Raw genomic sequence first — 25,693 nt, 5'->3', positions numbered from 1 at the left:
CCACGCCTGACCTGCTCCTTCGGGGCGCCGTTCCCGGCGGTTAGGGTGTGCCGCGTGGCAGCCGATCCTCCTCGCACGAACCGCGTGTGGACGCTGCCGAACGTCTTGAGCATGCTCCGGCTCGCCGGGGTGCCGCTGTTCCTGTGGCTCGTGCTGGGCCCGGAGGCCGACGTGTGGGCGCTCGTCGTCCTGATGGTCTCCGGGGTCACCGACTGGCTCGACGGCTTCCTGGCGCGCCGGTGGGACCAGGTGACGCTGCTGGGGCAGGTGCTGGACCCGGTGGCGGACCGGCTCTACATCCTCGCCGCGGTCGTCGGGCTGGCCATGCGCGACGTCATCCCCTGGTGGGTGGCCGTCTCGCTGCCGCTGCGCGACGTCCTCATGTGGGGACTCGTCCCGCTGCTGCGCACCCGGGGCTACACCGCGCTGCCGGTGCACTTCCTGGGCAAGGCCGCCACCTTCAACCTCCTCTACGCCTTCCCGCTGCTCTTCCTCGGCGACGGCGAGGGCACCGTCGCCTCGCTGGCCCGCGTCTTCGGCTGGGCGTTCGCCGGGTGGGGGATCGGGCTGTACTGGTGGGCGGGGCTGCTCTACGCCTGGCAGGTCCGCAAGCTGCTCGCCACCACCGAGCCGCTCCGACGGGCGGCCCTGGATGCCTGAGCAGCGCCCTGAGCAGCGCCTTGGGCAGCGACCCGGCCACGCGGTCGCCGACCACCCGGTGCCCGAGCGGGTCCGGCTGCCGCTGCTCACCCTGATCACCCAGCAGTCCCTCGACGAGGACTACCTCCACGCCGCCGAGCGGCGCGCCATCGCGGCCCGGGACTCCGACGAGCCGCGGCCCCCCGTCCGCAGCCGGCCGCACCGCACCGCCGCGCTGGTGGTCGCCCTCTTCGGCGTCCTGGCCACCACCGCCTTCGTGCAGACCTCGCGCAACGAGGACGTCGACGCCGCGAGCCGCGCCACCCTGGTCCGGCGCGTGAGCGCCGAGCGCGAGCGGGTGGCCGACCTGCAGGACCGGATCGTCGGGCTGCGCGAGCGCAACGCCGACCTGGAGGGCCAGGTGACCGCCGCGCAGGCGACATACCAGACCGTCCTGGGCCGGCTGCGCCGTGCGCAGACCAGGACCGGGTACGTCGCGGTCAGCGGACCCGGCGTCGTCCTCACCCTCTTCGACGGCCCGGCCGACGTCCTGAACAGCGAGGTCCGCGACGGCGACCTGCGGATCGCCGTCAACGGCCTGTGGCGCCTCGGTGCCGAGGCGATCGCGATCAACGGGCAGCGGCTGACCGCGCTGTCCGCGATCCGCCTCTCGGGGCTGGTCGTGCGGGTCAACAAGACCAGCCTGTCGCCGCCGTACCGCATCGAGGCCATCGGGGACCGGCTCACGCTGCAGTCGCGGTTCCAGGAATCGCCCGAGGGGGCGGCGCTGCGCGACCTGGAGTCGGACTTCGGCATAACCTTCGCCATGGACAACGAGGAGTCCCTCGAGCTGCCCGCCGCGCGGATGCGTGAGCTGCGCTCGGTGGAGTCGCTCGCGGACCGTCCGCACATCCCGGAGGAGGGGGCCCCGTGATCGCCGCGCTCGGCCTGTTGGTCGGCATCGTGCTCGGGCTGGTGTTCCAGCCCGACGTCCCGCTGGCCGTGGAGCCCTACCTCCCGATCGCCGTCGTGGCGGCGCTCGACGCGGTCTTCGGCGGCCTGCGCGCCTACCTCGACGGGATCTTCGACGACAAGGTCTTCGTCGTCTCCTTCGTCTCCAACGTCGTGATCGCGGCCGCGATCGTCTACCTCGGCGACAAGCTCGGCGTCGGCGGACAGCTCTCCACCGGTGTCATCGTCGTGCTCGGGATCCGGATCTTCTCCAACGTGGCGGCGATCCGCCGTCACCTGTTCCATGCCTGACCCCACGCCCGACCCTCGTCCCGGGAGCGGTCCCGAGGACCGGCCCCGGAGCCCGGAGACCCCGGCGAGCGGGCGGTCGCGGCTGCTGCGGGCGCTGAGCCGCCCCTCGCGAAGCCAGCTGGTGGTCGGGGTGCTGCTCGCGCTGGTGGGCTTCGCCGCGATCGTGCAGGTCCGCGCCACCGAGGTCGACGACACCTACGCCGGGCTGCGGGAGCAGGACCTCATCGACGTCCTCAACGGCCTCGCCGGGACCACGCAGCGGGCCGAGGCGGAGATCGAGCGGCTCGAGGAGGCCCGCCAGGACCTGCGCACCGACAGCCGGCGGGTCGGGACGGCGCTGGAGGAGGCCCAGACCCAGGCCGACGCGCTCGCGATCCTGGCCGGCACGGTCCCCGTCACCGGCCCGGGCGTCCGCGTGACGATCACCGAGACCGACCAGGCCGTCAGGGTCCAGGACATGATCGACCTGGTCCAGGAGCTGCGCACCTCCAACGCCGAGGCGATGCAGCTCAACGGCAAGGTCCGGCTGGTCGCCCAGTCGGCGTTCTCGGCGGGCACCGGTGGGCTCGTCGTCGACGGCGAGCAGCTCGGCCCGCCGTACGTCCTGGACGCCATCGGTGCGCCGGACACCCTCGCGGGTGCGATCTCCATCGCGCGCGGCGTGGTCTCCGAGCTCGAGGCGGACGGTGCCGTGGTCGAGATCCAGGAGCTGCAGTCGATCGACATCGAGTCCGTGCGGGAGCCGGCGCAGTCGGAGTACGCCACCCCGGACCTCGAGCCGCAGGACCAGTAGGGTCGGGCGGGCACGCCCCGGACCGACAGCTTGGAGACCGCGTTGTACCCCGACGACCTGAAGTACACCAGCGAGCACGAGTGGCTGCGCACCCCCGGCGAGGCCGCCGGCTCCGTGCGCGTGGGGATCACCCACTACGCCCAGGACGCCCTCGGTGACATCGTCTACGTGTCCCTGCCGGAGGTCGGCGCGACCATCGAGTCCGGCAGCACCTGCGGCGAGCTGGAGTCGACCAAGTCGGTCAGCGACGTCTACGCCCCGGTCTCCGGTGAGGTCGTCGCCCGCAACGAGTCGCTCGACGCCACTCCCGAGCTGGTCAACAACGACCCGTACGGCGGCGGCTGGCTCTTCGAGGTCGTGCCCGCGGACACCGGCGAGGTCGACGCCCTCATGGACGCCGCGGCGTACGAGGCCTCGCTCGACTCCTGACACCCCGCCGGCCGGTCCCGCGCCGGCCGGCGGAGTTCGCCGTCCGGCTTGATCGGTCGCCCGTGGCTGATAGGTTCGGACAACCGTCAACCTCAACCCCGAGGTGAGGGTTGACCGCCCGCCCGACACCGGATCCCGGAGGATGCCCGATGCCGTTCTGCACCGCGTGTGGCAGGCAGAACCCCGACGACGCCCGCTTCTGCTCCCAGTGCGGCACGAAGCTCGTCGCCGCCGACGACGCGACGGGCTCCGTCGCTGCCGTGCAGCCCGGACAGCCGGCCTCGCAGGGCGACTCGACGGCCACGATCCACATCGGCCTCGGCGACAAGTCCGAGACCTCCGACCGCCAGCTGAACCCCGTCGACGCGGCCGCGGTCGACGCCCTCCCGGCGGGCCACGCGCTCCTGGTCGTGCAGCGCGGCCCGGGCTCGGGCAGCCGGTTCCTGCTGGACGCCGACGTCGTGACCGCCGGTCGGCACCCCGAGAGCGAGATCTTCCTCGACGACGTGACCGTGTCGCGTCGGCACGCGCAGTTCGACCGCACCGGTGACACCTTCACCGTCAGCGACGTCGGCTCGCTCAACGGCACCTACGTCAACCGCGACCGCATCGACAAGGTGCAGCTCAAGGACGGCGACGAGGTCCAGATCGGCAAGTACCGCCTGGTGTTCTTCGCCGGGCAACAGGCCGGCTGAGCCGCACCCGCATGAGCTCCACCGGCCCGGCGGCAGCGGGCGCCCCCGGGGCGCCGCGCGCCCGGATGAACATCGGGGAGGTCCTGGACCACCTGCGTCCGGACTTCCCCGGCATCACCATCCCCAAGATCCGCTTCCTCGAGGACAAGGGCCTGATCAAGCCCGAGCGCACGCCCGCGGGCTACCGGAAGTTCTCCGTCCAGGACGTCGACCGGCTGCGCTACGTGCTGCGCATGCAGCGCGACCACTACCTGCCGCTCAAGGTCATCGGCGAGCACCTCGACGCCATCGACCGCGGCCTGGAGCCGCCGGCGATCGAGCCGGTCGTGCCGACGGTCCCCAAGGTCGCGCTCGCCGCGGACGGGCTGCCCAGCCCCGAGTCGTTCCGGCGGCACGACGGAATGCGGCTGTCCCGGCGCGAGCTGGTCAAGGTCGCGGAGATCTCCGAGGACCTGCTCGACCAGCTCGAGCAGTACGGCCTGATCAGCGCCAAGCCCGGCACCGGCCACTACGACACCGACGCGCTGGTGATCGCCCAGACTGCCCGCGAGCTGGCCGACTTCGGCTTCGAGCCGCGCCACCTGCGCGCGTACAAGACCGCGGCCGACCGCGAGGTGGGGATGGTGGAGCAGGTCGTCGCGCCCCACAAGCGGGGTCGTGACGCCGCCGCGCAGGCCCGCGCCGAGGAGGCCGTCTCCGAGATCGCCGCGCTCTCGGTGCGTCTCCACGCCACCCTGGTCAAGGCCGGGCTCCGCTCCGGCTGACCCACCCGGCCGCCGTGGCGGCGCCCGTGCCGGCGCCGCACCCGGTGCCCGGCAGGTGCCCGGCAGGCTCGCCCCTTCGGCGGGGGAGAGGCTCACGGGGCGGGAGTAGGGTGAAGGTGTGCGCGAAGTCGATGTCATGGGTGTCCGTGTCGAGATGCCGTCGAACCAGCCGATCGTCCTGCTGCGCGAGGTGACCGGGGAGCGCTACCTGCCGATCTGGATCGGCGCGGTCGAGGCGACCGCGATCGCGTTCGCCCAGCAAGGGGTGGTCCCGCCCCGGCCGCTGACGCACGACCTGATGAAGGACGTGCTGGAGGCGACGGGCAACGAGCTGACCGAGGTGCGGATCACCGACGTCAAGGACGGGGTGTTCTTCGCGACCCTCGTCTTCGGTTCCGGCGCCGAGGTGAGCGCGCGTCCCTCGGACTCCATCGCGCTGGCGCTGCGCACCGGTACGCGCATCCTGTGCGCCGAGGAGGTCCTCGACGAGGCCGGCCTCGCCGTGCCCGCCGAGCAGGAGGACGAGGTGGAGAAGTTCCGCGAGTTCCTCGACCAGGTCACGCCGGAGGACTTCGAGTCGCGTTGACGAGGCTCACCCTCAACCTCAAGTTGAGGGTTCCGACACGCCGCCGGCCTCTTTGACGACCTCCCCACCGGGGCCTACCTTGAACTGTCTCTGTTGTAACTCCACCGTTGTGGTTGCGCTTCGCGGTCACGGCACCTTCCCCGGGTAGTTACGCACAACGGAGTAGACCCACGGAGGACCGTGTGAACGAGCAGGAGCAGCAGGGCGAGCACCCCGAGGCCGCAGTCGCGGTCGAGGTGGCCGAGGAGCAGGGTCTCCTCTTCACCGACGACGTGTCGCCGCTGCCCAGTGACACCGGCTACCGCGGCCCGACCGCGTGCAACGCCGCCGGCATCACCTATCGCCAGCTCGACTACTGGGCCCGCACCGGCTTGGTCGAGCCCACCGTCCGCGGCGCGAGCGGCTCGGGCTCCCAGCGGCTCTACAGCTTCCGCGACATCCTGCTGCTCAAGGTGATCAAGCGGCTCCTGGACGCCGGCATCTCGCTGCAGCAGATCCGCACCGCGGTTCATCACCTCCGGGAGCGGGGCACCGACGACCTGACCCGCGTGACGCTGATGAGCGACGGCGCCTCGGTGTATGAGTGCACCAGCAACGACGAGGTCATCGACCTGCTCCAGGGCGGGCAGGGCGTCTTCGGCATCGCCATCGGCGGCGTGTGGCGCGAGATCGAGGGCACCCTCGCCGAGCTGCCCAGCGAGCGCACCGCCGACGAGGCCGCACCGAGCGCGAGCGACGAGCTCGCCGCCCGCCGCGCCGCCCGCAAGATCGGCTGACCCGGGCCAGCGCGGCGCACCGCCGCCACCCGGCGCACGACGTCCGGCCCGCCGTCCCGCGAGGGAGGCGGGCCGTCGTCGTTCCTGCCCGGGCCCGGTGGGCTGGTAGCCTCGGTGGCGCTGACAATCCCGCACGGGAGAGTCTCCGCCCGGCACGCAGCACCCGCCGGAGCGGAGCGCCGAAGGGGCAATTCCTCCCCGGAACCTCTCAGGCGCCCGGACCGTGCGGAGCAGGCGACTCTGGAGCACCAGTGCCGGTGTGACAGAGGGGGAGGCACCCAGACCGCGCGTCCGAGGAGCCCTGCCATGTCAGACCGCCCCACCCTGTCCGAGCTCGACGGCGCGCTGCCGTTCGTCGACCGCCACATCGGTCTGCAGCCGGCCGCCGAGGCCGCCATGCTCGAGCGGCTCGGCTTCGACTCCGTGGAGTCGCTGATGTCCGCCGCCGTCCCCGGCGGCATCCGCACCGACGCGGCGCTCGACCTGCCCGCCGCGCAGTCCGAGGACGCCACCGCCCGGGAGCTGCGCGCGATCGCGGCGCTGAACAACCCGCTCGAGGCGATGATCGGCCTCGGCTACTCCGCCACGATCACCCCGCCGGTGATCCGGCGCAACGTGCTCGAGGACCCCAGCTGGTACACCGCCTACACGCCGTACCAGCCGGAGATCTCCCAGGGCCGGCTCGAGGCGCTGATCAACTTCCAGACCGTCGTCGGCGACCTCACCGGCGTGCCGACCGCGAACGCCTCGCTGCTCGACGAGGGCACCGCGGCCGCCGAGGCGATGACCCTGGTCCGGCGGGGAAACCGCAAGGCGGACGGGCCGTTCGTGGTCGACGCCGACGCGCTGCCGCAGACGATCGAGGTCGTGCGCACCCGCGCCGAGGCGATGGGCATCGAGGTCGTGGTCGCGGACCTGACCGGCGGCCTGCCCGAGGGCCCGGCGAGCGGCGTGCTCATGCAGTACCCCGGCGCCTCCGGCCGGGTGCTCGACCCGCGGCCGCTCATCGAGGCGGTCCACGAGCGCGGCGGGCTGGCCGTCGTCGCCGCCGACCTGCTCGCGCTGACGCTGCTGGAGTCGCCCGGCTCGATGGGTGCCGACGTGGTCGTCGGCTCCTCCCAGCGCTTCGGGGTGCCGCTGTTCTACGGCGGCCCGCACGCCGGCTACATGGCGGTCGCCTCCGGGCTCGAGCGGCACCTGCCCGGCCGGCTGGTCGGGGTCTCGGTCGACGCCGAGGGCCGCCCGGCGTACCGCCTGGCCCTGCAGACCCGCGAGCAGCACATCCGCCGGGACAAGGCCACCTCCAACATCTGCACCGCCCAGGTGCTGCTGGCCGTCGTCGCCTCGATGTACGCCGTGCACCACGGCCCGGAGGGGCTGCGCGCCATCGCCACCCGCACCCACCGGTACGCCGCGGTGCTGGCCGCCGCGCTGGCCGAGGCCGGGCACGAGGCGCTCCACGGCGAGTTCTTCGACACCGTCCAGGTCGCGGCACCGGGCCGTGCCGCCGAGGTCGTCGCGGCCGCGCGGGAGCGGGGGATCCACCTCCGGCTCGTCGACGCCGACACCGTCGGGATCAGCACCTCGGAGTGCACCACGCGCTCGACCCTCGAGCGGGTGCTGGCGTCGTTCGGGGTGGAGGGCGCGGACCTCGACGGTCTCGACCGCGCGACCGCCGACGCGCTGCCGGAGCCGCTGCGCCGCACCACGCCGTACCTCACCCACGAGGTGTTCTCCGCGCACCACAGCGAGACCCAAATGCTGCGCTACCTGCGCCGGCTCTCGGCCCGCGACTACGCGCTGGACCGCGGGATGATCCCGCTCGGGTCGTGCACGATGAAGCTGAACGCGACCACCGAGATGGAGCCGGTCTCCCTGCCCGGCTTCGCCGACCTGCACCCGTTCGCGCCGGCCGAGGACGCCGCCGGCTACCACCTGCTCGTCGACCAGCTCGAGGGCTGGCTGGCCGAGGTGACCGGCTACGACCGCGTCTCGATCCAGCCGAACGCCGGTTCCCAGGGCGAGCTCGCCGGTCTGCTCGCCATCCGCGGCTACCACCGCGCGAACGGCGACGCCGCCCGCGACGTCTGCCTGATCCCCTCCTCGGCGCACGGCACCAACGCCGCGTCCGCGGTGATGGCCGGGATGCGCGTCGTCGTGGTCAAGGCCGCCGCGGACGGCGGCGTGGACATGGACGACCTGCGCGCGCAGTGCGAGAAGCACACCGACGACCTGGCCGCGATCATGGTCACCTACCCCTCGACCCACGGCGCCTACGAGGACACGATCACCGAGCTGTGCGAGGTCGTGCACGCCCACGGCGGCCAGGTCTACGTCGACGGGGCGAACCTGAACGCGCTGCTCGGGCACGCCAAGCCCGGCGAGTTCGGGGGCGACGTGTCGCACCTGAACCTGCACAAGACCTTCTGCATCCCCCACGGCGGCGGCGGCCCGGGCGTCGGCCCGGTCGCGGTGCGCGAGCACCTCGCGCCGTACCTCCCCTCGCACGGGATGCACCCCGACGCCACCAAGCGCGAGGGCATCGGCCCGATCAGCGCGGCGCCGTACGGCTCGGCGGGCATCCTGCCGATCTCGTGGGCCTACGTGCGGATGATGGGCGGTGCCGGCCTGACCCGGGCCACCGCCAGCGCGGTGCTGTCGGCCAACTACGTCGCCGCCCGGCTCGGCGAGCACTTCCCGGTGCTCTACCGCGGCCACGGCGACCTGGTCGCCCACGAGTGCATCCTCGACGTCCGGGGGATCACCAAGGAGACCGGCGTGAGCGTCGAGGACGTCGCCAAGCGGCTGGTCGACTACGGCTTCCACGCCCCGACGATGTCGTTCCCGGTCGCCGGCACCCTGATGGTCGAGCCGACCGAGTCCGAGGACCTCGGCGAGATCGACCGCTTCTGCGAGGCGATGATCGCGATCAAGGGCGAGATCGACCGGGTCGGCGCGGGGGAGTGGAGCCCCGAGGAGTCGCCGCTGCGCGGCGCGCCGCACACGTCCCGCGCGCTCGTGGGCGAGTGGGACCGGCCGTACCTCCGGGAGCTGGCGGTCTTCCCGACCGGCGTGGACCCGGACAAGTACTGGCCGCCGGTGGCGCGGATCGACCAGGCCTACGGTGACCGCAACCTGCAGTGCTCGTGCCCGCCGCTCGAGGCCTTCGCCGAGTGAGCGCCGAGTGAGCGCCGAGTGAGCGCCGGGGTCGACGGCCTCACCGCCCGCCGGCTGCGCGCCCGGCTGGCCCACGCCCAGAGCACCGGTCGGCTGCCGTCGGTGGTGGCCGGCCTGGTGCGCGACGGCGAGCCGGTGTGGCGGGACGCGTACGGCGCGGAGGCGGTGCCCGGCCACGACCCGTTCGACGTGCAGTACCGGATCGGGTCCATCACCAAGACCATGACGGCCGTGCTCGTGCTCCAGGCCGTGCGGGAGGGCCTGCTCGGCCTGGACGACCCGGCGTCGGTGGTGCTCGGGGAGGACGTGGCGTACGCCGACCGGACGCTCCGCACGCTGCTCGCGCACAGCTCGGGCATGCAGTCGGAGCCGGCCGGGCCGTGGTGGGAGCGGTCCGCCGGCCGGTCGTGGGAGGAGCTGGCGGCGCTGCACGACGGCTCGGGTGCGGCGTTCCCCGCCCACCAGGAGTTCCACTACTCCAACCTCGGGTACGCGCTGCTCGGCGAGGTCGTCGCGCGCGTCCGGGGCACGACGTGGTGGGAGGCCGTGGAGGGCCGGTTGCTCGCGCCGCTAGGGATGACGCGCACGTCGTACCTCCCCGTCGGCGCCGCCGCGCAGGGCTGGTCGGTGCACCCCTACGAGTCGACGCTCGTCCCGGAGCCCGCGACCGACACCGGGGCGATGGCGCCCGCGGGCCAGGTGTGGGCGACGCTCACCGACCTGGCGCGGTACGCCGTCTTCCTCCTCGACGGCCACCCCGACGTGCTCTCGCCGGCCGAGCTGCGGCAGGCGTTCGGGCCGCAGTCGGGCAACCCCACCGACGGGCTCGGCTACGCGCACGGGCTGGGGTTCCAGCTGCTGCCCGGCGGCTCGGGCACGCTCGCGGGGCACACCGGCTCGATGCCGGGGTTCCTCGCCGCCGTCCTGGTCGACCCGAGGCGGCGCAGCGGTGGCGTGGTGCTGACCGACGCCACGGCGGGCTGCTCGCCGGCCGCGGTCGTCACCGACCTGCTCGAGGAGCTCGAGCGCTGCGAGCCGACGGTCGCACCCGCGTGGACGCCGTCACCGGCGCTGCCGCCGCCGCTGGTGGGCGTGCCGGGGGTCTGGCACTGGGGCAACACCGCGATCGTCTTCGCGATGGAGGGCACCGAGCTGGTCGCCCGCCGGGCCGGGCAGGAGCTCTACCGGTTCGCCGTCCGTGGGGGACGGGTGCTGGGGCTGTCCGGCTACCACGCCGGCGAGGAGCTCCACGTCGTCCGGCGCCCGGACGGGTCGGTGGGCCACCTCGAGGTCGCCACCTTCGTCTACACCCGGACGCCGTACGACCCGGACGCCCCCGTTCCCGGGGGTCATCCGGGTCGCTGACCGGTGACGCCGCTGCGCGTGGTGGTCGGTCTCAGTCGCCGGTGGTGTCGTACCGGGTGACGTCGAGGTCGTAGAAGAAGGCCTCGTCGCAGTCGAGGGCGACGGTCCGGCCCTTCCACCGCAGCGTCAGGTCGGTGCGGAGCCGGCGGTGGAAGCCGTCGACGACGACGTGCTCGCCGGCGTCGTCGACCTCCTCGTGGACGGCGATCCTCTTCCCGACCCGCTTCGCGGTCCCGGACACGACGACCTTCCGGCCGTCGAGCCGCATCGTGGCGCGGACCGTGCCGGCGTCGATGAAGCCGGTGGTCGACTCCTTGCCGCGGCCGAGGCCGTCCTCGCCGACGACGACCTGGAGGACGTCGGGGTGCAGGTTGTTCTCGTAGACGCTGACGAACGTGTCCTGGCCGGCGTACGCCGCGCCGCACTCGACGACGTTGCCGCGCTCGTGGGTCGTGGTGCCGTCGGTGCTGGGGGAGGACGTGGCGGAGACGGCCGTCGTGGTGGTGAGGCCGGTGATCGCGGTCGCGGCGGTGGCCGTGGCGGCGAGGAGGGCGGGGATGCGCATGCTGGTGCTGCTTCCTGGTGGGAGTGGCTGGTCGGGGTGTCTACGCCCGGCGAGGCGGGACGGTTGCGTGCCGGCGGCACCGGTCTGCACCGGTCTGCACCGGTCCGCACCGGCGTGGTGGGTACGGGACGGCATGACGCGCACACAGCACCTCGAGGTCGAGCACACGTACGCACCCCCGCCCGGGACCGAGGTCCCGGCGCTGGCCGGGCCGGGCGGGCTGCCCGGGGTGGCGCGGGTCGCCGAGCCGGTCGTGCACGAGCTGCACGCGACGTACCACGACACCGGCGGGCTGGCACTGACCGCCGCCGGCATCACCCTGCGGGCCCGCACCGGGGGACCGGACGAGGGATGGCACCTCAAGCTGCCCGCCCCGGGTGGCCGCGAGGAGCTGCACCACCGGCTCGGCAGGGGCGAGACGGTGCCGGCGCGGCTGCGCGGTCTCGTCACCGCCTGGACGCAGGGTGAGCCGTTGTCGCCGGTCGCGACGGTGGCGACCCGGCGCACCTCACGGTCGCTCCTCGCCGAGGACGGGACCGTGCTGGCCGAGCTGGCCGACGACGAGGTCACCGGCACCCCGGTCGGCGGAGCGCCGGTCTCGTGGCGGGAGTGGGAGCTGGAGCTGGTCGAGGGCGGGCCCGACCTGCTGGCCGCGGCCGACGAGCTCTTCGAGGGGCTCGGGGTCGAGCCGAGGCCGCTGGCCCGCAAGATCGCGGTCGCGCTCGGCGACCGGCTCCCGCAGGTCCCCGAGGTCGCCGACCCCGTGCTGCGGGCCGTCGCGGCGGACGTCGGCGTCCTCAAGCTGCTGGACAGCCGGTGGCGGCGTGGCGAGCCGGTCGCCGGCGAGCTGGCGTCGGTGGTGCGGCGGATCCGGGCGGCGCTGTGGACGCTGCGCCCGGGCTGGGGCCGCACGGTGACCGGCCCCGTTCGCGCGGAGCTGGCGTGGCTGTCGGAGTCGCTCGTCGAGGCCGCGGAGCTCGCCGCGGCGCACGAGCGCGTGCTGGCGGTCCTCGAGGAGGAGCGGGAAGGGGTGGCCCCCGTGCGCCGGCTGCTGCGCGCCGCCTTCGAGGAGCACGAGCGCGAGGCCGCAGCAAGGGTGCTCGACGACCTGCAGGCGGACCGGTACCTCGCGCTGCTGCGGTCGCTGGACCGGGTGGTCGCCGAGCCGGCGTCGGAGGAGCCGCTGACGAGGAAGCAGCTGCGGCGCCGCCTGGAGAAGGCGCGGACGAAGGCGTCGGCACGGACGGGCGAGGACGAGGGGCGCTACACCCCTGCGCGCCACCTGGCGGCCGCCGAGCACCTCGCCGACGTCGCGGACCTCGTGGAGCCGGTCGTCGGGAAGGAGGCGCGGCGGGCGCGCCGGTGGGCGGAGCAGGCGGTCGAGGGTCTCGAGGACGCCTGCACCACGCTGCGCGCCCAGCAGGAGGTCGGGGCCGTGGCGACCCGGGCGGCCACGACCGGCGAGGCGTTCCTCCTCGGGCGGCTGCACGGGCGGCTCGAGGTGCGGCTGGCCGGCTGAGCGGGACCCGCAGTCCCGCGCCCGTGCACGCCGACGGGCCGTCGGCGCTTCGGTCCCCTCACATCGCCTGCGACACGCTCGACATGTTGAAGTCGGGCACCCGCAGGGCGGGGGTGGCCGTCCGGCTGAAGTAGTCGTCGCCCCACTCCCGGCTGAAGCTCGGCTCGGTGGCGCCGGCGTGGGAGAAGCGGCCAAGCAGGTCGACCGGGCTCTCGTTCCAGCGGAAGTTGTTGACCGCGCCGGTGATCTCGCCGCCCTCGACCAGGTAGACGCCGTCGCGGGTCAGGCCGGTCAGCAGGAGCGTCTGCGGGTCGACCTCGCGGATGTACCAGAGGCAGGTCACCAGCAGGCCGCGCTCCACCCCCGCGACCAGGTCCTGGGTGCTGCCGGTCCCGCCGTCGACGTCGAGCACCAGGTTGTCGATCGCCGGCGTCACCGGGAGGCCGGTCATCGCGGCGGAGTGGCGGGTCTGCAGCAGGGCGGCGAGCTCGCCGTCGCGCACCCAGTCGGTGCGGCCGAGCGGCAGGCCGTTGTCGAAGACCGAGGACTCGTTGCCCGAGGAGGAGGCGACCACGAACGGCGAGCACTCCAGCCCGGCGTACGACGGGTCGCTGAGCAGGTGCACGCCCTCCCGGGCGATCCGCTCGCCGACCCGGGTGCCGCCGCCGCGCCGGCTGTAGACCGACTGTCCCTCGTGGGCGACCCGGGCGCCGGCGTACCAGTAGGCGTCGATCATCAGGTCGGCCACGGCGCTCGGCGGGAGGACGGTGTCGTAGCGGCCGGCGGGCAGGTCCACGCGGCGGGTGCCCCAGCCGAGGCGCTGCTCGAGCTCGGCGTCCATCGCCAGCGCGTCGACGTCGGAGAAGTCGCGGGTGGCCCCGCCGACCCACGCGCTCTGGCTGAGGTCCGCCGTCTTGCCGGTGCAGCCGTAGTGGCCGGTCGGCTGCACGTGGCGCAGGCGAAGGCCGGTCGTGGAGCCGAGGTACGTCGTGGTCAGCTCGTGGTTGACGAAGCCGTAGAGCACCCGGCCCCCGGCCTCCGCGCGCCCGAAGGCCTCGCCCAGGGCCGGCGCGAACGCGTCGTAGGTGTGGATGCCGGTGCGCACCGGTTCGTCGTCCCAGTCCGGCGACGTCCGGTCGCGGACCAGCTCGGCGGCGTCCTCGGCCACGGAGGCCGCCCTCGCCGCGGCGTCGGCGGCGGTGACCAGGGCCGAGACCTGCGCCTGGTCGGTCGCGCTCCCCGACACCGAGCCGGTCGAGGTGCCGTCGGCCCGGTGGATGAACGAGACCACCGTGACGTCGACGCCGTGCATGACGCCGTTCGTGGTCAGCGTGTTGCCGGCCCAGCGGAGGTTGGCGCTGGTGCGGTCGCGGACGACGACGACGCACTCGTCGGCGATGGTGGCGGCGAGCGCGTGCTCGACGAGGGACTGGGGCGTGACCCGGGGCTGGGTGGGGGAGTGCATCAGTGACCTGCCTCGTCGGTGGTGTTGAGGATGCGCACGCCGCGGAAGAGCGCGGTGGGGCAGCCGTGGCTCACGGACGCGACCTGGCCGGGCTGGGCCTTGCCGCAGTTGAACGCCCCGCCGAGCAGCCACGTCCGCGGCCCGCCGACGGCCTCCATCGAGCCCCAGAAGTCCGTGGTGGTCGACTGGTACGCCGCGTCGCGCACCTGCCCGACCAGCTCTCCGTCCTGGATCCGGTGGAAGCGCTGCCCGGTGAACTGGAAGTTGTAGCGCTGCATGTCGATCGACCACGACTTGTCGCCGACGACGTACAGGCCGCGCTCGACGCGGCCGATCAGCTCCTCGGTGCTCGGGCCGTCGGGTGCCGGCTGCAGCGAGACGTTGGCCATCCGCTGGATCGGGATGTGGCCGGGGGAGTCGGCGTAGGCGCAGCCGTTGGAGCGGCCCTGCGGGTGGTCGGGGCCGGCGAGCTCCGGCTTCATCGCGGCCATCGGCCGGTCGAGCTGGTAGCCGACCAGCACCCCGTCGCGGACGATGTCCCACTGCTGGGTGGCGACCCCCTCGTCGTCGTACCCGGTGGTCGCCAGGCCGTGCTCGACGGTGCGGTCGCCGGTGACGTTCATGACCGGGCTGCCGTACTGCAGCGTCCCGAGCTTGTCGTACGTCGCGAAGCTGGTGCCGGCGTAGTTGGCCTCGTAGCCCAGTGCGCGGTCCAGCTCCGTGGCGTGGCCGATGGACTCGTGGATGGTCAGCCACAGGTTCGAGGGATGGATGACCAGGTCGTAGTCGCCCGGCTCCACGCTGGGCGCCGCGAGCTTCTCGGCCAGCAGCTCGGGGACCTCGGCCAGCTCGGCGTCCCAGTCCCACTGGCCCGGCCCGCCGGCGACGTACTCGTAGCCGCGGCCGACCGGCGGGGCGGTGCTCGCCATCGAGTCGAACACGTCGTCGCTGGAGCCCATCGCCTCGAACGCCGGCTGCAGGCGGATCCGGCGCTGGGTGGTGCGGGTGCCGGAGAGGTCGGCGTAGTACTTGTGCTCGTCGACCTGCTGCAGGCTCGCGCTGGCGTGGTCGACGGCGGCCCCGGCCCGCAGCCGCTCGGTCCAGTCGATGAGCACCGCCGCCTTCTCGGCCACCGGCACCGTGAACGGGTCGACCTCGTAGGAGGAGACCCAGACGACGTCGTCGTACGTCGGCTCCGGAGCCAGCTCCACCGGTCGTGGTGTCATGGCGGCGGCCAGCTGCGCGACCTGCACGGCCGTCTCGGCGACGCGGACCGCCTCCTCGGGGGTGAGCACGACGCCGGAGGCGAACCCCCAGGCACCCCGGTGCACCACGCGCACCGCGAAGCCGAGGTCCTCGGCGTCGCTGGCGCCCTGGAGGACCCCGTCGCGGACGCCGAGGTGCTGGTACCGGACCCGCTCGAACCGGAACTCCGCGTGGGTCGCTCCGAGGTCGCGCGCCCGGGCGAGAGCGGTGTCGCCGAGGTGGCGGTGGGGGAGGGCGGTGAAGGTGGGATCGAGACCCGCTTCGCTCATGGCAGCGACCCTATCCCCGCTCCTCACCGGTGCTCCGGCCTGCGGCGACGCGTCGTTAGGGTGCTCCCCATGAGCTCACCGGCATGGTTGGGGATCGGCGCCCAGCGCAGCGGCACGACCTGGTTCACCGACCTGCTGACCCAGCACCCGGCCGTCGGGCTCGGCACCAACGGCAAGAAGGAGCAGCAGCTGCTGCACAAGGTCGGCGACGGCCGGGTCCCCGAGGCGCAGTACCTCGACCTCTTCCCCGCCGACGGCGTCCACCGCGGCGAGTGGACCCCGCAGTCCCTGCGCCACGCCTCCGCCCCGGCCGCCGCCGCGCGGCTGGTCCCGGACGCACCGGTGCTCGTGCTGCTGCGGGACCCCGTCGAGCGGTTCCGCTCCGCGATGCGGCTGGCGGCCACCCGGGGCAGGTCCTGGCCCTACCCGGTGCCGATCACGGTGCAGACCTGGAGCGGGTTCTACGCCGACCAGCTCGAGGCGTGGGCGGCCGCCGTGGGCCGCGACCGGGTGCACGTGATGGTCTACGAGGTCGTCCGGCGCGACCCGCAGGCCGCCGTCGACGAGGTGTGGCGCCTGATCGGCGTCGACCCCGTGCCCCTGGCCGAGGTCGAGCGGGCCTCCGGCTCCTCCTCCCAAGCGGAGTGGGACTGGACGCCGGGGCTCAAGGAGTCGCTGCAGGTGATGTACCGCCCGCAGGCCGAGCGGCTGGCGAAGGACTGGGGGCTCGACGTCTCCGCCTGGTCCGGGCTGCACTGAGTCGCGGTCGCCCCGGGTCGCCCGCTCGCCCCGGACCCGTTGAGATCCGCGGCAGGGGGCAACGGGGAGGTCGACCTACCTCAGCGGCTCGGTCCGCGCACCTCTCGGGAGACGCCCTGTGACACCTGGCCCGGACCACCCGCCGCTGCGACGCCGGCTGGAGACCGGCCGGCTCGTGGCGGGATCGGTCCTCGAGCTGGGCATCAAGGCGTACGGCGCGGGCGCGTCCGTGGCGGTCGCGCTGAGCGATGCGGAAACGGTGGGCGGCAAGGGGCAGGACGCGGTCGCCGCGGTGCCCAGCCTGGCCGAGCGCTACCGCTCCGCGGAGTACGTCGTGGAGCACCGGGAGGAGATCCAGGTCGCGCTCGACCACGTGAACGAGCAGACGCCGCCCCAGGCCGAGCTCGAGGAGGCGCTCGAGAACAGCTCGGCGACGCTGGACGGGATCGAGACGACGTACGACGAGGTGCTCGAGGCCCGCGACGCGCTGCCGTGGGACCCGGCCGACGCCTGGGGCCACGTGCGCGAGGCGTGGGACGTGAAGCCCGACCTGGGCTCGATCGCCGACCTCGCCGCGGCGGCGGAGCAGGTCGGTCCGTACGTCGACCAGGTCGAGGTGCTGACCCCGGTCTACTACGGCGGGCTGCTGGCGGTGGTGGACAACTTCGCCAGCGACGAGGTCGCGGGCACGCTCGGGGTCATGGCGATGGCCTTCGGGACCGCCTTCGTGCTCGGCCAGGCAGTCGGCTTCTGGACCCGGCGGGGCAGGCCCGGGATCGTCGCGCGGACGCTGCAGCGGTGGGGCGCGCGCACGTTCCGGGGCTGGTACGTCCAGCACCTCCCTGCTGCGCTGAGCCCGCCGTTGTACGCCGCCGCGCGCGAGCGCATGCAGCGCGACATCGTCGCGGACCCCGAGCAGGCGCTGGACCACGCGACCCTCCGGGAGCTCGAGGAGTACTTCGCGCGCAGACGTCGGGAGGGGTCGCACGACTGACGGGTCCCTCGGTCGCCGTGCCCGGGGTGGGCCGGGGTCGTGTGCCCGACGACGCGTCCGGGCGCGTCCGTGGGCACACGACCGGGGCTCGCTCGACCCGGTGCGCGGTCCTCAGGCGAGCGTCCGGCGCATGGTCAGGCGGGGCAGCCCGGACGCGACCGCGTCGGTCGTTCCGACGACCTCGAAGCCGGCCCGCTCGAACATCGCGCGCACGCCCACGAACGCCATCGTCGTGTCGATCCGGCCGGGCGGGTCCACCGGGTGCGCCTCGACGGCCGTGGCGCCCCGCGAGGCCGCGTAGGCGACGGCGCCCTCGAGCATCGCCGCGGTGACCCCCTGGCGCCGCCGACCGCCGCGGACGACGAGGCAGATGACGGACCACACGGGGACGTCGTCGACGGGGCGGATGAGGCGGCTGCGCTCGAGCCGGGGGATCTCCGGGCGGGGGGAGATGCTGCACCAGCCGACCGGTTCGCCGTCGCGGTAGGTGACCACCCCCGGCGGGTGCTCGCGCTCGCCGAGGCGCCGCGCGGCCTGCTCGCGGCTGCCGCCTCCCAGCCGGTCGATCTCGGAGGCCGGGAGCCGGTGGGAGAGGCACCAGCAGTGGGTGGCGCGCCGGTTCGGGTTGACGACGTCGGCGAAGTCCTCGAAGCGGTCAGGGGTCACAGGGTGGGTCTCCCACCGAGGGGCTGCGCCGGGCACAGCTCGATGATGACTCTCCCCGGCGGTGCCCGCCAGCGACGCACGGCCCGGCGCGGCAGGTCCGGGGCCGGTCACCCCCGGACGAGCCGCCCGTCGCGCACGACCAGCGGCGATCCCTTGCTGCCAAGGATCTCCATCAGCTCGTCGCACGCGGCGCCGGAGAGGGCGGCGTCGTAGGCCACCGCGGCCGGGCCGCCGGACCTGACGCCGTGGACGACGACGTGCGCCCACTCGGACGGTCCGAACGCGAGCACCTCTTTCGAGCCCCCGCGGAACCGGACGATGGTGCGCCCGTCGGCGACGTGGACGACGTGGCCCACCTCCCGCAGGCACGCCACGAGGTCGCGCCAGAGCGCCTCCACCACGTCCGCGGGGTACGGCGCGGCCACGCGGACCGTCGACGATCGGCGGGAGCTGGCCACCCCCCGGACGCTACCTGCGCTCGCCCCACCCGTCGCCGGCGTTCCGAGCTGGCACCTGCGACCGACGGTCCGGTACCTCCGGCCGAGGCGCGACCCGGTCCCGGCCGCCAGGCTGGTCGAGGTCGACAGGTCGTCGACAGGCCGCACTCGTCGTGCGCCAGCCAGGAGGAGGAGGCAGGGGTGTTCCGTGAGGTGCCGGTGCTGCCGGTAGTGGTCCCGCTCGCCGGGGTGGTGCTCGTGGTCCTGGTGTGGCGCCTGCGCCGGCGCGGGTCCTTGACGGCGCCCCGCGCCGCGGTCGCGCTCGCCGCGTGCGTGTACGCCGCCGGCGTAGTCGCGAACACCGTCTTCCCGATCTACCTCGACAAGCCCGCGCGCACCGCCCGGTGGCAGGACTCGATCCATCTCGGCCTGCTGTCGGACTACGAGGTCGCGGACGCCGTGATGAACACCGGCGTCTTCGTCCCGGTCGGGATCCTCCTGGCGCTCGTCGCGCCGCGGTGGTCGGGCGCCCGGGTGCTGGCCGTGGCGGCCGCGTGCAGCCTGCTGATCGAGGTGAGCCAGTACGTCGCCGCGCAGGCCCTGGCGGGCGGCCACGTCGCGGACGTCAACGACCTGTTGTTCAACGTCGTCGGCGCCGCGCTCGGCCTGCTCGCGGTGACCGCGCTCCGGCAGGTCCCGCTCGGGGCGCGCCTGGTCGACCGGTTCCGCTGGGCCTGACCTCGCGGAGCCCCGCGCGCCGTCCGAATATCGCGCGACGGCTGTCGGTCCTCCAGGAGAGGATCTGCAGCGATGCTCACCGCGCTCCGCAACTACGTCACGCCCCCGTCCACCCTCGCCGGACGGCTCTCGGTCCAGTCGCTGCTCTTCGCCACGGGGGACGGCGCCTTCCTGGCGGGGTCGGCCGTCTACTTCGGCGTCATCCTCGGGTTGTCCCTGGGTCAGGTCGGCGTGGGCCTCACGGTGGCGGCGGTCGCCAGCTTCCTCGCCGCGGTGCCGGCCGGGAAGCTCGTCGACCGGTTCGGCCCCAAGCGGATGTGGTCGTTGAGCGCCGTGCTGCAGGGCGCGCTGTTCCTCGCCTGGCCCTTCATCGACAGCTTCCCGCAGTTCGTCGCGCTGGCGGTGGTGATGGAGGTGGCGGGCAGCCTCGGCGGGGCCGCCCACGCGGCGTACGTCCTCGACGTGCTGCCTCCGGCCGAGCGCGTGGAGTCCCGGGCGTACATGTACTCCGCGCTCAACGTCGGCTTCAGCATCGGTGCGTTCCTGAGCGGCGGCGCCATCGCCTTCGGCTCCGACGTGCTGCGCTGGGCCCCGGTCCTCACCGCGGTCCTCTTCCTGGTGAACGCGGTGGCGATCCTCCGGCTGCCGAACGCCTCCCACGACGTCCGCTCGACCGAGCCCCGCCGCAAGCCCGAGGGGCCGCCGGCGATCCGCAACCGCAGCTGGCTGGCGGTGACCTTCCTGACCGGCGTGCTGTGGTCGAACCAGGTCCTGCTGCACACGGTGATCCCGTTGTGGCTGGTCATCGAGACCGACGCTCCCCACGAGCTGGTGGCGCTGCTCTTCGCCACCAACACCGTGATGTGCATCGTGCTGCCCAGGATCACCTCGCGCGGCATCCGCGACGTCGACACCGCCCTGCGTGCGGTGCGCCTCTCCGCGATCTTCTTCGCGCTGACCTGCATCGTCACGCTGGCCACCCACGAGACCGTCGGCTGGGTCACGGTCGTGCTGTTCTTCGTCGGACACATCGTGCTGACCTGGGCCGAGCTCTACCTCTCCGCCTCGGGATGGACCTTCGAGGCCGAGCTGATGGACCCCCGTCGGCGCGGGGACTACCAGGGCGTCTCGGAGCTCGGCAACACGCTCGGCCGGTTCTGGGCGCCGGCTGTCTACGGCTTCCTCGCGATGGAGTGGGGCGCCCTCGGCTGGCTCACCATCGCCGCCATCGTCGGCGCGGCCGCGGCCGCCATGCACCCCGCGACCCGTGCCGGGCGGCGGTACCTCGAGCAGCACGTCCCGGCCGACGTCCTCGCCGACGCCCGGGCCGGCGCCCCCGAGGACGCGTCCCCGCCGCCGACCACCCTGACGGAGCCGCTCGACCCCGGCACCACGGTCACCGACACCCCGGTGCCGCGCTGAGGGCGGCTCGCGAGGGACCGCGGGGGCCGCTGGTCGTCGCACGCCATCGGCTCCGTGCGTCGGCGGCTGCCCGACGTGCTGGGCTCCCGGGACAGCGGGCCGGCGACCGCCGGCGAGGACCCTGTCCTCAAGCACGTCTGGTCGGTCGCCCGGTCTCGGCGACCAGGGCGCGTGCGCAGGGGCACCCGGACGCTGCGGGAGTGGGATCTCCCGATTCTGGGGGACGCGCAGCGACGAGTTGATGCGGCTCAATCGGTACGTGCGCCGCCTCGGTCGACAGGGACCGTCCGAGGCGGCGCCGACCACTGGCCGAGAGCGAGGAGGAGCCATGACGGCTGCCGCAGCTGAGCTGCTGGGCGCACAGGACTGGGTCACCGACGGAGGCCTCGAGACGGACCTGCTGTTCAACAAGGGCGTGGACCTGCCGCACTTCGCTGCGTTCCCGCTCGTCGACGATGCAGCCGGGCGCGCGTTGCTCGAGAGCTACTACGCGGAGTACGCCACGATCGCGTCCACGGTGGACGCGGGACTGCTCCTCGAGACGCCGACGTGGCGCGCGAACCCCGACTGGGGACGAAGGGTCGGCTACGACTCCGCTGCCCTCGACGCGGTCAACCGCCGAGCACTGGGCGTGGTGCGGACGATCGCTGAGCGCGCCGAGGTCGCGCGGGTGTTGCTGAGCGGGAACGTCGGGCCCCGAGGCGACGGCTACGTCGCCGGCGGCACCGACCCGGACGAAGCCGCCGGCTACCACAGCGGCCAGGTCCGGGCGTTCGCGGAAGCGGGAGCAGACCTCGTGCACGCCATGACGATGACCGGGCCCGCCGAGGCGCTCGGGGTCGTGCGCGCAGCGCGGGACGCCGGGATCCCGGTCGCGATCTCGTTCACGGTGGAGACCGACGGGCGGCTGCCCGACGGCACCGCCTTGGGCGACGCCATCGCGATCCTGGACGGCGACGCGCCGGCGGACTGGTACGGCGTGAACTGCGCCCACCCCACACACCTGCAACCGGCGCTCGCGCAGCCGCCGGGCCACAGTCCTTGGACGGCTCGTGTCGCGGCGTTCCGTCCCAACGCCTCGACACTCAGCCACGCCGAGCTCGACGAGATGACCGGACTCGACACCGGGGACCTGCGCCTGCTCACGAGCTCGACCGGCCTGGTGCGTCGCGAGCTCCCGGCGCTCCGCGTCCTGGGTGGTTGCTGCGGTACCGACGCCAGCCACGTCGCCGCGCTCTGGGGCGCGGGAAGGGCCGGCTCGGGTGAGCGCCCGATGAGCTAGCCGGCCGGGCCCCGCTCCGGGCACCGCCCGCACAGCCGCCTGCCGACCCACCGGCACACGTCGACGAGTACGGCGCCCGCTGCTGCTCGGTGTGACACCACGAAGCGGGCCCGCGGGAACGGCCACACGGCCGGTGTGCCGGTCCACGCCTGCCACCCCGATGGGTATGGACAGCCATCACCACCGAGTCCTTTACTGGGGCGGCGACAACAGGCCCCAGGCGCCGCCGCCAGCGACGTCGTACGGGCTGACCACAGCGGTGCGTACCCAGCTCGGGACAGGGAACGCGGCAACGGCCTCCGCGGGCTTGCGAGAACGCGGCAGGACATCGCATGAGATCCGGCGCGGGCACACCGAGGTTCCCATGGCAGCGGCAGCTCAACAGAAGTCCGACGTCCGAGGCGTGAGCCTCGCGGCGGTCGCTGTCCTCGTCGCGCTGCCCCTGCTGTTCCTTCCCTGGCTCGAGCCTTCCGCGCGTGACCTCGAGCGGGCGGCACTCGTCCACGAGCTGCTCGTCTACCCCGTCGTCCTCATCGCCGGCCTGCTCTTCCACCTGTGCTGGCGCCTCGCCCGGAACCCCACGACCGGATGGCTCTCGGCCGCCGTGACCCTCCTCGGCACCCAAGGCATCGGGGTCGCAGCCATCCGGATCGCCCGGCCCGAGGCGCTGGCCGAGCGCGCCGGCTGGTTGCTGCTCACAGAGCTGGCGGTCCAGGCCCTCCTGGTGGCGATGACCGCCGCCGCGGACCGCCGACACCTGTCGGTCAACCCGTTCGGTGCCGGCCTGGTCCTCGGAGTGGTCGCCACCGCCGTCCGCGTCGCCGTCCTCGAGGCACCGCCCCTCGGCCTCAGCGACGCGACCCTGCGCGCGCTGGCCACCGGGGTCCTCGCGGAACAGGTCCTCGTCGGCGCCTTGATCCTGCGGCTGCGCCGGTCACCGCTCTGGCTGCGCGTCCGCCTCGCCGGTGCCGCGGCGCTCCTGGCGTTCGGGCACTTCCTCACCTCGCCGACCCCGGCCGGTGACATGGTCAACGGCATCGCGATCGGCACCAGCGTGCTGGGCGCCGCCGGGCTCATCCACGCCGGGCTCTCCCTCCTGCAGGTCAAGCTGCACAGGCACGGCAGCACCGTGGACTCCCTCCACCGCCATGTCGAGCACCTGGAGGCCGACGTCCGTGTCGACCGCGCACGACTCCACGAGTTCGGCGCAACGATCGCTGGTATCGCCAGCGCCTCCGAGCTGCTCCGCAACAGCTCCTGGCTCCCGGAGGACCGGCGCGAGGCGCTCGAACGCGCCATCAACGCCGAAGCCAGCCGACTGCAACGGTTGCTCGACGACCGCCGTCTCCTCCAACCGGAGGACTGCGACCTCGGCCGCCTGCTCGACCCGATCGTCACCAGCCACCGCGCACGCGGCCGCACGATCCACTGGCACCACGACGGCAGCCACGCCTGCGGCAGACCCGACGACATCGCCGAAGCCGTCAACATCCTGCTCGAGAACGCCGCACAACATGCAGGCACGCCCATCGACCTCCACACCCGTATCGCGCGCGGCGCGGTCGAGATCCGGGTCGTCGACCAAGGACCCGGCATCCCTCCGCACCTCGGAGGCAGCCTCTTCCAGTGGGGGCACCGAGGCGATGCCTCACACGGGCAAGGCATCGGTCTACACATCGCCCACCGACTCATCACCGAACAGGGCGGCAGCCTGCGGCTCGCGCCCAGCCAGACCGGCCGCGGCGCGACGTTCATAGCGACCCTTCCGCACTCCGGAACCGCTGCCGGCCCTACGGGGCCCCTCCAGGAGGACGCAGACGACGCCATCTGAACCGGCACGGCCCCGAACCGCAGCGACAACACCGAGGCGGCGTCGGCCACCGCCACGCACACGATCCAGGTGCGACGCCCCGGCACGATCAGCGGCGCGGGCTCCCATGACGCGGCGAACCGGGTGCGACCAGCCGGACAGGCGGCGGCGACACGTTCACCGCGACGACGGCGGATGTCCGGCCGGTCCTCGACTCGAGGGGCTCAAGGCGTGCTGCACGGCGAGGACAGGGCTCGCCAGCACAGGCGTCCGGAGATCGCTGAGCGTCGTGGTGGCGCCCATCATGCTCGCTTGGGTCAGGACGACGACGTCCACGCTGTCGGCGATGGAGCGAGCCGCATCCGCGACCTGCCGCAGGTACTCCTCGTCGTCGCCGGCCTCGAAAGCCGCCCACGCGTCCGGCACCCCCACGTCGAGGATCGTCGGAGACGCGCCTGCGCGCCGCGCCTCGGCAGCGAGCAGTGCACGGGTCGGCTCGAGCGTGGACTCCAACGCGACGACGACGCCGATACGCGCCCCGGCCCGGACAGCCGCCCGTGCCATCGGTCGGTCCACGCGGAAGACCGGCACAGGCAGACGCCCTCCGAGGCCTTCGGCGACAGGCCCGAGGGTGGAGCAGGTGCAGACGACGACGTCCACATCGTCATCGGCGAGTCGGCGGAGAGCAGCCAGGGTGGCGTCCTCGACGTCCAGGGTGGGGCCGTTCTCGCGCGCCTGGTCGAGGAGATCAGGCGCGACCCGGTGCACGCAGGACGAACTGGCATCGGCATCGCGCACGAGTGCCTCGAAGGTCTCGACATGGACCTGCGCGGTGTGGAGGAATCCGATGCGTGGCATGTGGCCAGTGTCCCAGCGAGCCAGGCACGGTGCCTGTTCGACTCGTTCACCTCGGCATGAGCGCGCCGGCGGCCGTCCGGAGCTCTCAGGCGGAACAGTGGGCTCAGAACAGTGGGCTCAGAGCATCCGACCGTGCACGTCCCACCCCTCCGTCTCCACTCGCTTCAGCGCGGTCAGTCGGCGGAACCCGACCGCGTGGTCGGCGCGGAAGTTCACGAACTTGAGCCAGAACCCGTCACGGTGGTCGGCGACGGAATCGAAGTAGGCATCGAGGTCGACGTGCTCGCTCATGTGCTTCCCGGCGTACAGGCCGACCAGCCCCAGCGCCCCCTCGGGCGCGAGGAAGCTGCCCACGCGGTCAGCGGTGTACTCCTGCGCGCGAGAGACGCTCTGACCGAACTGCAGCAGCCGGGCGACCGGTCGCAGCAAGGCGCGCCACACGCTCACGTGGCCGCACTTGATGTGGCCGAGTTCGTGACCCAGCACGAACTTGATGGTGTCGAACTCTCCCTTGAGGTAGGCGAGGTCCAGCAGGTCGCTGTAGATGACGACGTAGCCGCGGCGCACGCGGCACTTGGTGGCGTAGGCATTCATCACGCCGTTGCCGTTCAGGACGTAGAGCCGGGGCAGTTTGTCCATACCGTGACCGTCGGGCGTCATGCCGAGCCGTGCGCCGAGGTCGGCGAAGACCCCGTGGAGCTCGGGCAGTTGCCGCGCGGTGACCTCGACGCCATTCGAGATCTTCGACCAGTAGAGGTAGCGGATCATCACGGCCGCCAGGAACGTGGGACCGGCCACGACCGCTACCGCGGCGGTGGTCAGCCATCCGGGCTCGTCGCCGCCGGTCAGGCCGATCGCCGCGAAGACGACGAGCACGACGAATGTGGCGGTGCCCGCCACGAGCAGCATCGGGACTTCAGCGCGGTGCCGCAGCTGCTTCACCGGTGGCACCTGCTGCGGCTCGACTGTTGCTCGGCTTGCGGTAGCGGTCATGCGGACTCCCGTGATCAACGGTGGACTGGGCCTGGCTCGGGTCGCCGAGCACCCTGCCAGCCCCGGATGAACAGCACGAGCGCCCCGAGGTCTCGATCTCGTAGCCGAGCACTACGCGGACGTGTGGTCTCCGGACCGTGTTTCCGCCCGGACACCGGCAGTT

General features: G+C 73.4%; 25 protein-coding genes and 1 riboswitch. Of the genes, 18 read left to right on the top strand and 7 right to left on the bottom strand.

The features are described 5' to 3' along the window. The first annotated feature begins 54 nt into the window (after positions 1-54). The 11 genes from OSR43_RS10995 to OSR43_RS10945 all read left to right on the top strand — a co-directional run bounded on the left by OSR43_RS10995 (position 55) and on the right by OSR43_RS10945 (position 10,487). On the top strand, positions 55-660 hold the full coding sequence (locus OSR43_RS10995) for a CDP-alcohol phosphatidyltransferase family protein (protein WP_302266618.1): 606 nt from the start codon (positions 55-57) through the stop codon (positions 658-660). Further along, complete coding sequence (locus OSR43_RS10990) at positions 653-1,573, top strand: DUF881 domain-containing protein (protein ID WP_302266617.1); 921 nt, start codon at positions 653-655, stop codon at positions 1,571-1,573. Before OSR43_RS10995 ends, OSR43_RS10990 begins: the two co-directional genes overlap by 8 nt. After that, positions 1,570-1,902 (top strand): small basic family protein, encoded by a 333-nt coding sequence (locus tag OSR43_RS10985; RefSeq protein ID WP_302266616.1) that lies wholly within the window; start codon positions 1,570-1,572, stop codon positions 1,900-1,902. The genes OSR43_RS10990 and OSR43_RS10985 overlap by 4 nt, the downstream gene beginning before the upstream one ends. Then, complete coding sequence (locus OSR43_RS10980) at positions 1,895-2,695, top strand: DUF881 domain-containing protein (RefSeq protein WP_302266615.1); 801 nt, start codon at positions 1,895-1,897, stop codon at positions 2,693-2,695. Before OSR43_RS10985 ends, OSR43_RS10980 begins: the two co-directional genes overlap by 8 nt. A gap of 42 nt (positions 2,696-2,737) precedes the next feature. After that, the gene (gene gcvH / locus OSR43_RS10975) at positions 2,738-3,124 is read left to right on the top strand and encodes a glycine cleavage system protein GcvH (RefSeq protein ID WP_302271662.1); all 387 of its coding nucleotides are present in this window, start codon (positions 2,738-2,740) and stop codon (positions 3,122-3,124) included. A gap of 149 nt (positions 3,125-3,273) precedes the next feature. Beyond that, positions 3,274-3,819 (top strand): FHA domain-containing protein, encoded by a 546-nt coding sequence (locus tag OSR43_RS10970; protein WP_302266614.1) that lies wholly within the window; start codon positions 3,274-3,276, stop codon positions 3,817-3,819. A gap of 11 nt (positions 3,820-3,830) precedes the next feature. Further along, positions 3,831-4,583, top strand: a complete 753-nt coding sequence (locus OSR43_RS10965) for a MerR family transcriptional regulator (RefSeq protein WP_302266613.1) — start codon at positions 3,831-3,833, stop codon at positions 4,581-4,583. A gap of 118 nt (positions 4,584-4,701) precedes the next feature. Continuing rightward, positions 4,702-5,169, top strand: a complete 468-nt coding sequence (locus tag OSR43_RS10960; RefSeq protein ID WP_302266612.1) for a bifunctional nuclease family protein — start codon at positions 4,702-4,704, stop codon at positions 5,167-5,169. Between the two features lie 182 nt (positions 5,170-5,351). Beyond that, positions 5,352-5,945: a MerR family transcriptional regulator gene (locus OSR43_RS10955; RefSeq protein WP_364865306.1), complete on the top strand. Its 594-nt coding sequence runs from the start codon at positions 5,352-5,354 to the stop codon at positions 5,943-5,945. Positions 5,946-6,069: 124 nt separating this feature from the next. After that, positions 6,070-6,179, top strand: a riboswitch (glycine riboswitch). Between the two features lie 72 nt (positions 6,180-6,251). After that, a complete protein-coding gene (gene gcvP, locus OSR43_RS10950; protein ID WP_302266611.1) occupies positions 6,252-9,122 on the top strand; it encodes an aminomethyl-transferring glycine dehydrogenase in 2,871 nt (956 codons plus the stop codon). 18 nt (positions 9,123-9,140) lie between these two features. After that, a complete protein-coding gene (locus OSR43_RS10945) occupies positions 9,141-10,487 on the top strand; it encodes a serine hydrolase (RefSeq protein ID WP_302266610.1) in 1,347 nt (448 codons plus the stop codon). Between the two features lie 31 nt (positions 10,488-10,518). Here the strand turns inward: OSR43_RS10945 and OSR43_RS10940 are convergent, their stop codons facing one another. Next, entirely contained in the window at positions 10,519-11,052 is a 534-nt protein-coding gene (locus OSR43_RS10940) for a hypothetical protein (protein WP_302266609.1), read from the bottom strand. A 133-nt stretch (positions 11,053-11,185) separates the two neighbouring features. Between OSR43_RS10940 and OSR43_RS10935 the strand changes: the two genes are divergently transcribed. Then, positions 11,186-12,571, top strand: a complete 1,386-nt coding sequence (locus tag OSR43_RS10935) for a CHAD domain-containing protein (RefSeq protein ID WP_302266608.1) — start codon at positions 11,186-11,188, stop codon at positions 12,569-12,571. A 58-nt stretch (positions 12,572-12,629) separates the two neighbouring features. Here OSR43_RS10935 and OSR43_RS10930 read toward each other — a convergent pair whose 3' ends face one another. Together OSR43_RS10930 and OSR43_RS10925 are read right to left on the bottom strand one after the other, a co-directional pair. Then, a complete protein-coding gene (locus tag OSR43_RS10930; RefSeq protein WP_302266607.1) occupies positions 12,630-14,036 on the bottom strand; it encodes a metallopeptidase TldD-related protein in 1,407 nt (468 codons plus the stop codon). Beyond that, positions 14,036-15,571: a TldD/PmbA family protein gene (locus OSR43_RS10925; protein ID WP_302266606.1), complete on the bottom strand. Its 1,536-nt coding sequence runs from the start codon at positions 15,569-15,571 to the stop codon at positions 14,036-14,038. Before OSR43_RS10925 ends, OSR43_RS10930 begins: the two co-directional genes overlap by 1 nt. Positions 15,572-15,640: 69 nt before the next feature. Here OSR43_RS10925 and OSR43_RS10920 point away from each other — a divergent pair, with 69 nt between their 5' ends. Together OSR43_RS10920 and OSR43_RS10915 are read left to right on the top strand one after the other, a co-directional pair. Next, on the top strand, positions 15,641-16,330 hold the full coding sequence (locus OSR43_RS10920; protein ID WP_302266605.1) for a sulfotransferase: 690 nt from the start codon (positions 15,641-15,643) through the stop codon (positions 16,328-16,330). A gap of 118 nt (positions 16,331-16,448) precedes the next feature. Further along, a complete protein-coding gene (locus OSR43_RS10915; RefSeq protein WP_302266604.1) occupies positions 16,449-17,324 on the top strand; it encodes a hypothetical protein in 876 nt (291 codons plus the stop codon). Positions 17,325-17,435: 111 nt separating this feature from the next. On the opposite strand, the gene OSR43_RS10910 is transcribed toward OSR43_RS10915, so the two are convergent. Next, positions 17,436-17,990 carry a GNAT family N-acetyltransferase gene (locus OSR43_RS10910; RefSeq protein ID WP_302266603.1) on the bottom strand — a complete coding sequence of 185 codons (555 nt, stop codon included), beginning with the start codon at positions 17,988-17,990 and terminating at the stop codon, positions 17,436-17,438. 107 nt (positions 17,991-18,097) lie between these two features. After that, positions 18,098-18,448, bottom strand: coding sequence for a hypothetical protein (locus tag OSR43_RS10905; RefSeq protein WP_302266602.1), 351 nt, complete (start codon positions 18,446-18,448; stop codon positions 18,098-18,100). A gap of 180 nt (positions 18,449-18,628) precedes the next feature. Here OSR43_RS10905 and OSR43_RS10900 point away from each other — a divergent pair, with 180 nt between their 5' ends. The 4 genes from OSR43_RS10900 (at position 18,629) to OSR43_RS10885 (ending at position 23,700) form a co-directional block, all read left to right on the top strand. Next, entirely contained in the window at positions 18,629-19,165 is a 537-nt protein-coding gene (locus tag OSR43_RS10900; RefSeq protein WP_302266601.1) for a VanZ family protein, read from the top strand. A gap of 72 nt (positions 19,166-19,237) precedes the next feature. After that, positions 19,238-20,587, top strand: coding sequence for an MFS transporter (locus OSR43_RS10895; RefSeq protein ID WP_302266600.1), 1,350 nt, complete (start codon positions 19,238-19,240; stop codon positions 20,585-20,587). A gap of 328 nt (positions 20,588-20,915) precedes the next feature. Further along, a complete protein-coding gene (locus tag OSR43_RS10890; protein ID WP_302266599.1) occupies positions 20,916-21,869 on the top strand; it encodes a homocysteine S-methyltransferase family protein in 954 nt (317 codons plus the stop codon). Between the two features lie 403 nt (positions 21,870-22,272). Continuing rightward, complete coding sequence (locus OSR43_RS10885) at positions 22,273-23,700, top strand: sensor histidine kinase (RefSeq protein WP_302266598.1); 1,428 nt, start codon at positions 22,273-22,275, stop codon at positions 23,698-23,700. A 156-nt stretch (positions 23,701-23,856) separates the two neighbouring features. Here OSR43_RS10885 and OSR43_RS10880 read toward each other — a convergent pair whose 3' ends face one another. Both OSR43_RS10880 and OSR43_RS10875 read right to left on the bottom strand, forming a co-directional pair. Beyond that, on the bottom strand, positions 23,857-24,537 hold the full coding sequence (locus tag OSR43_RS10880) for an aspartate/glutamate racemase family protein (RefSeq protein WP_302266597.1): 681 nt from the start codon (positions 24,535-24,537) through the stop codon (positions 23,857-23,859). Between the two features lie 117 nt (positions 24,538-24,654). Then, entirely contained in the window at positions 24,655-25,479 is an 825-nt protein-coding gene (locus OSR43_RS10875) for a M48 family metallopeptidase (protein WP_302266596.1), read from the bottom strand. Positions 25,480-25,693 lie beyond the last annotated feature (214 nt).

The sequence above is a fragment of the Nocardioides sp. Arc9.136 genome, assembly GCF_030506255.1.
Taxonomy (GTDB): domain Bacteria; phylum Actinomycetota; class Actinomycetes; order Propionibacteriales; family Nocardioidaceae; genus Nocardioides.
This window is presented reverse-complemented; position numbering and strand designations above follow the sequence as displayed.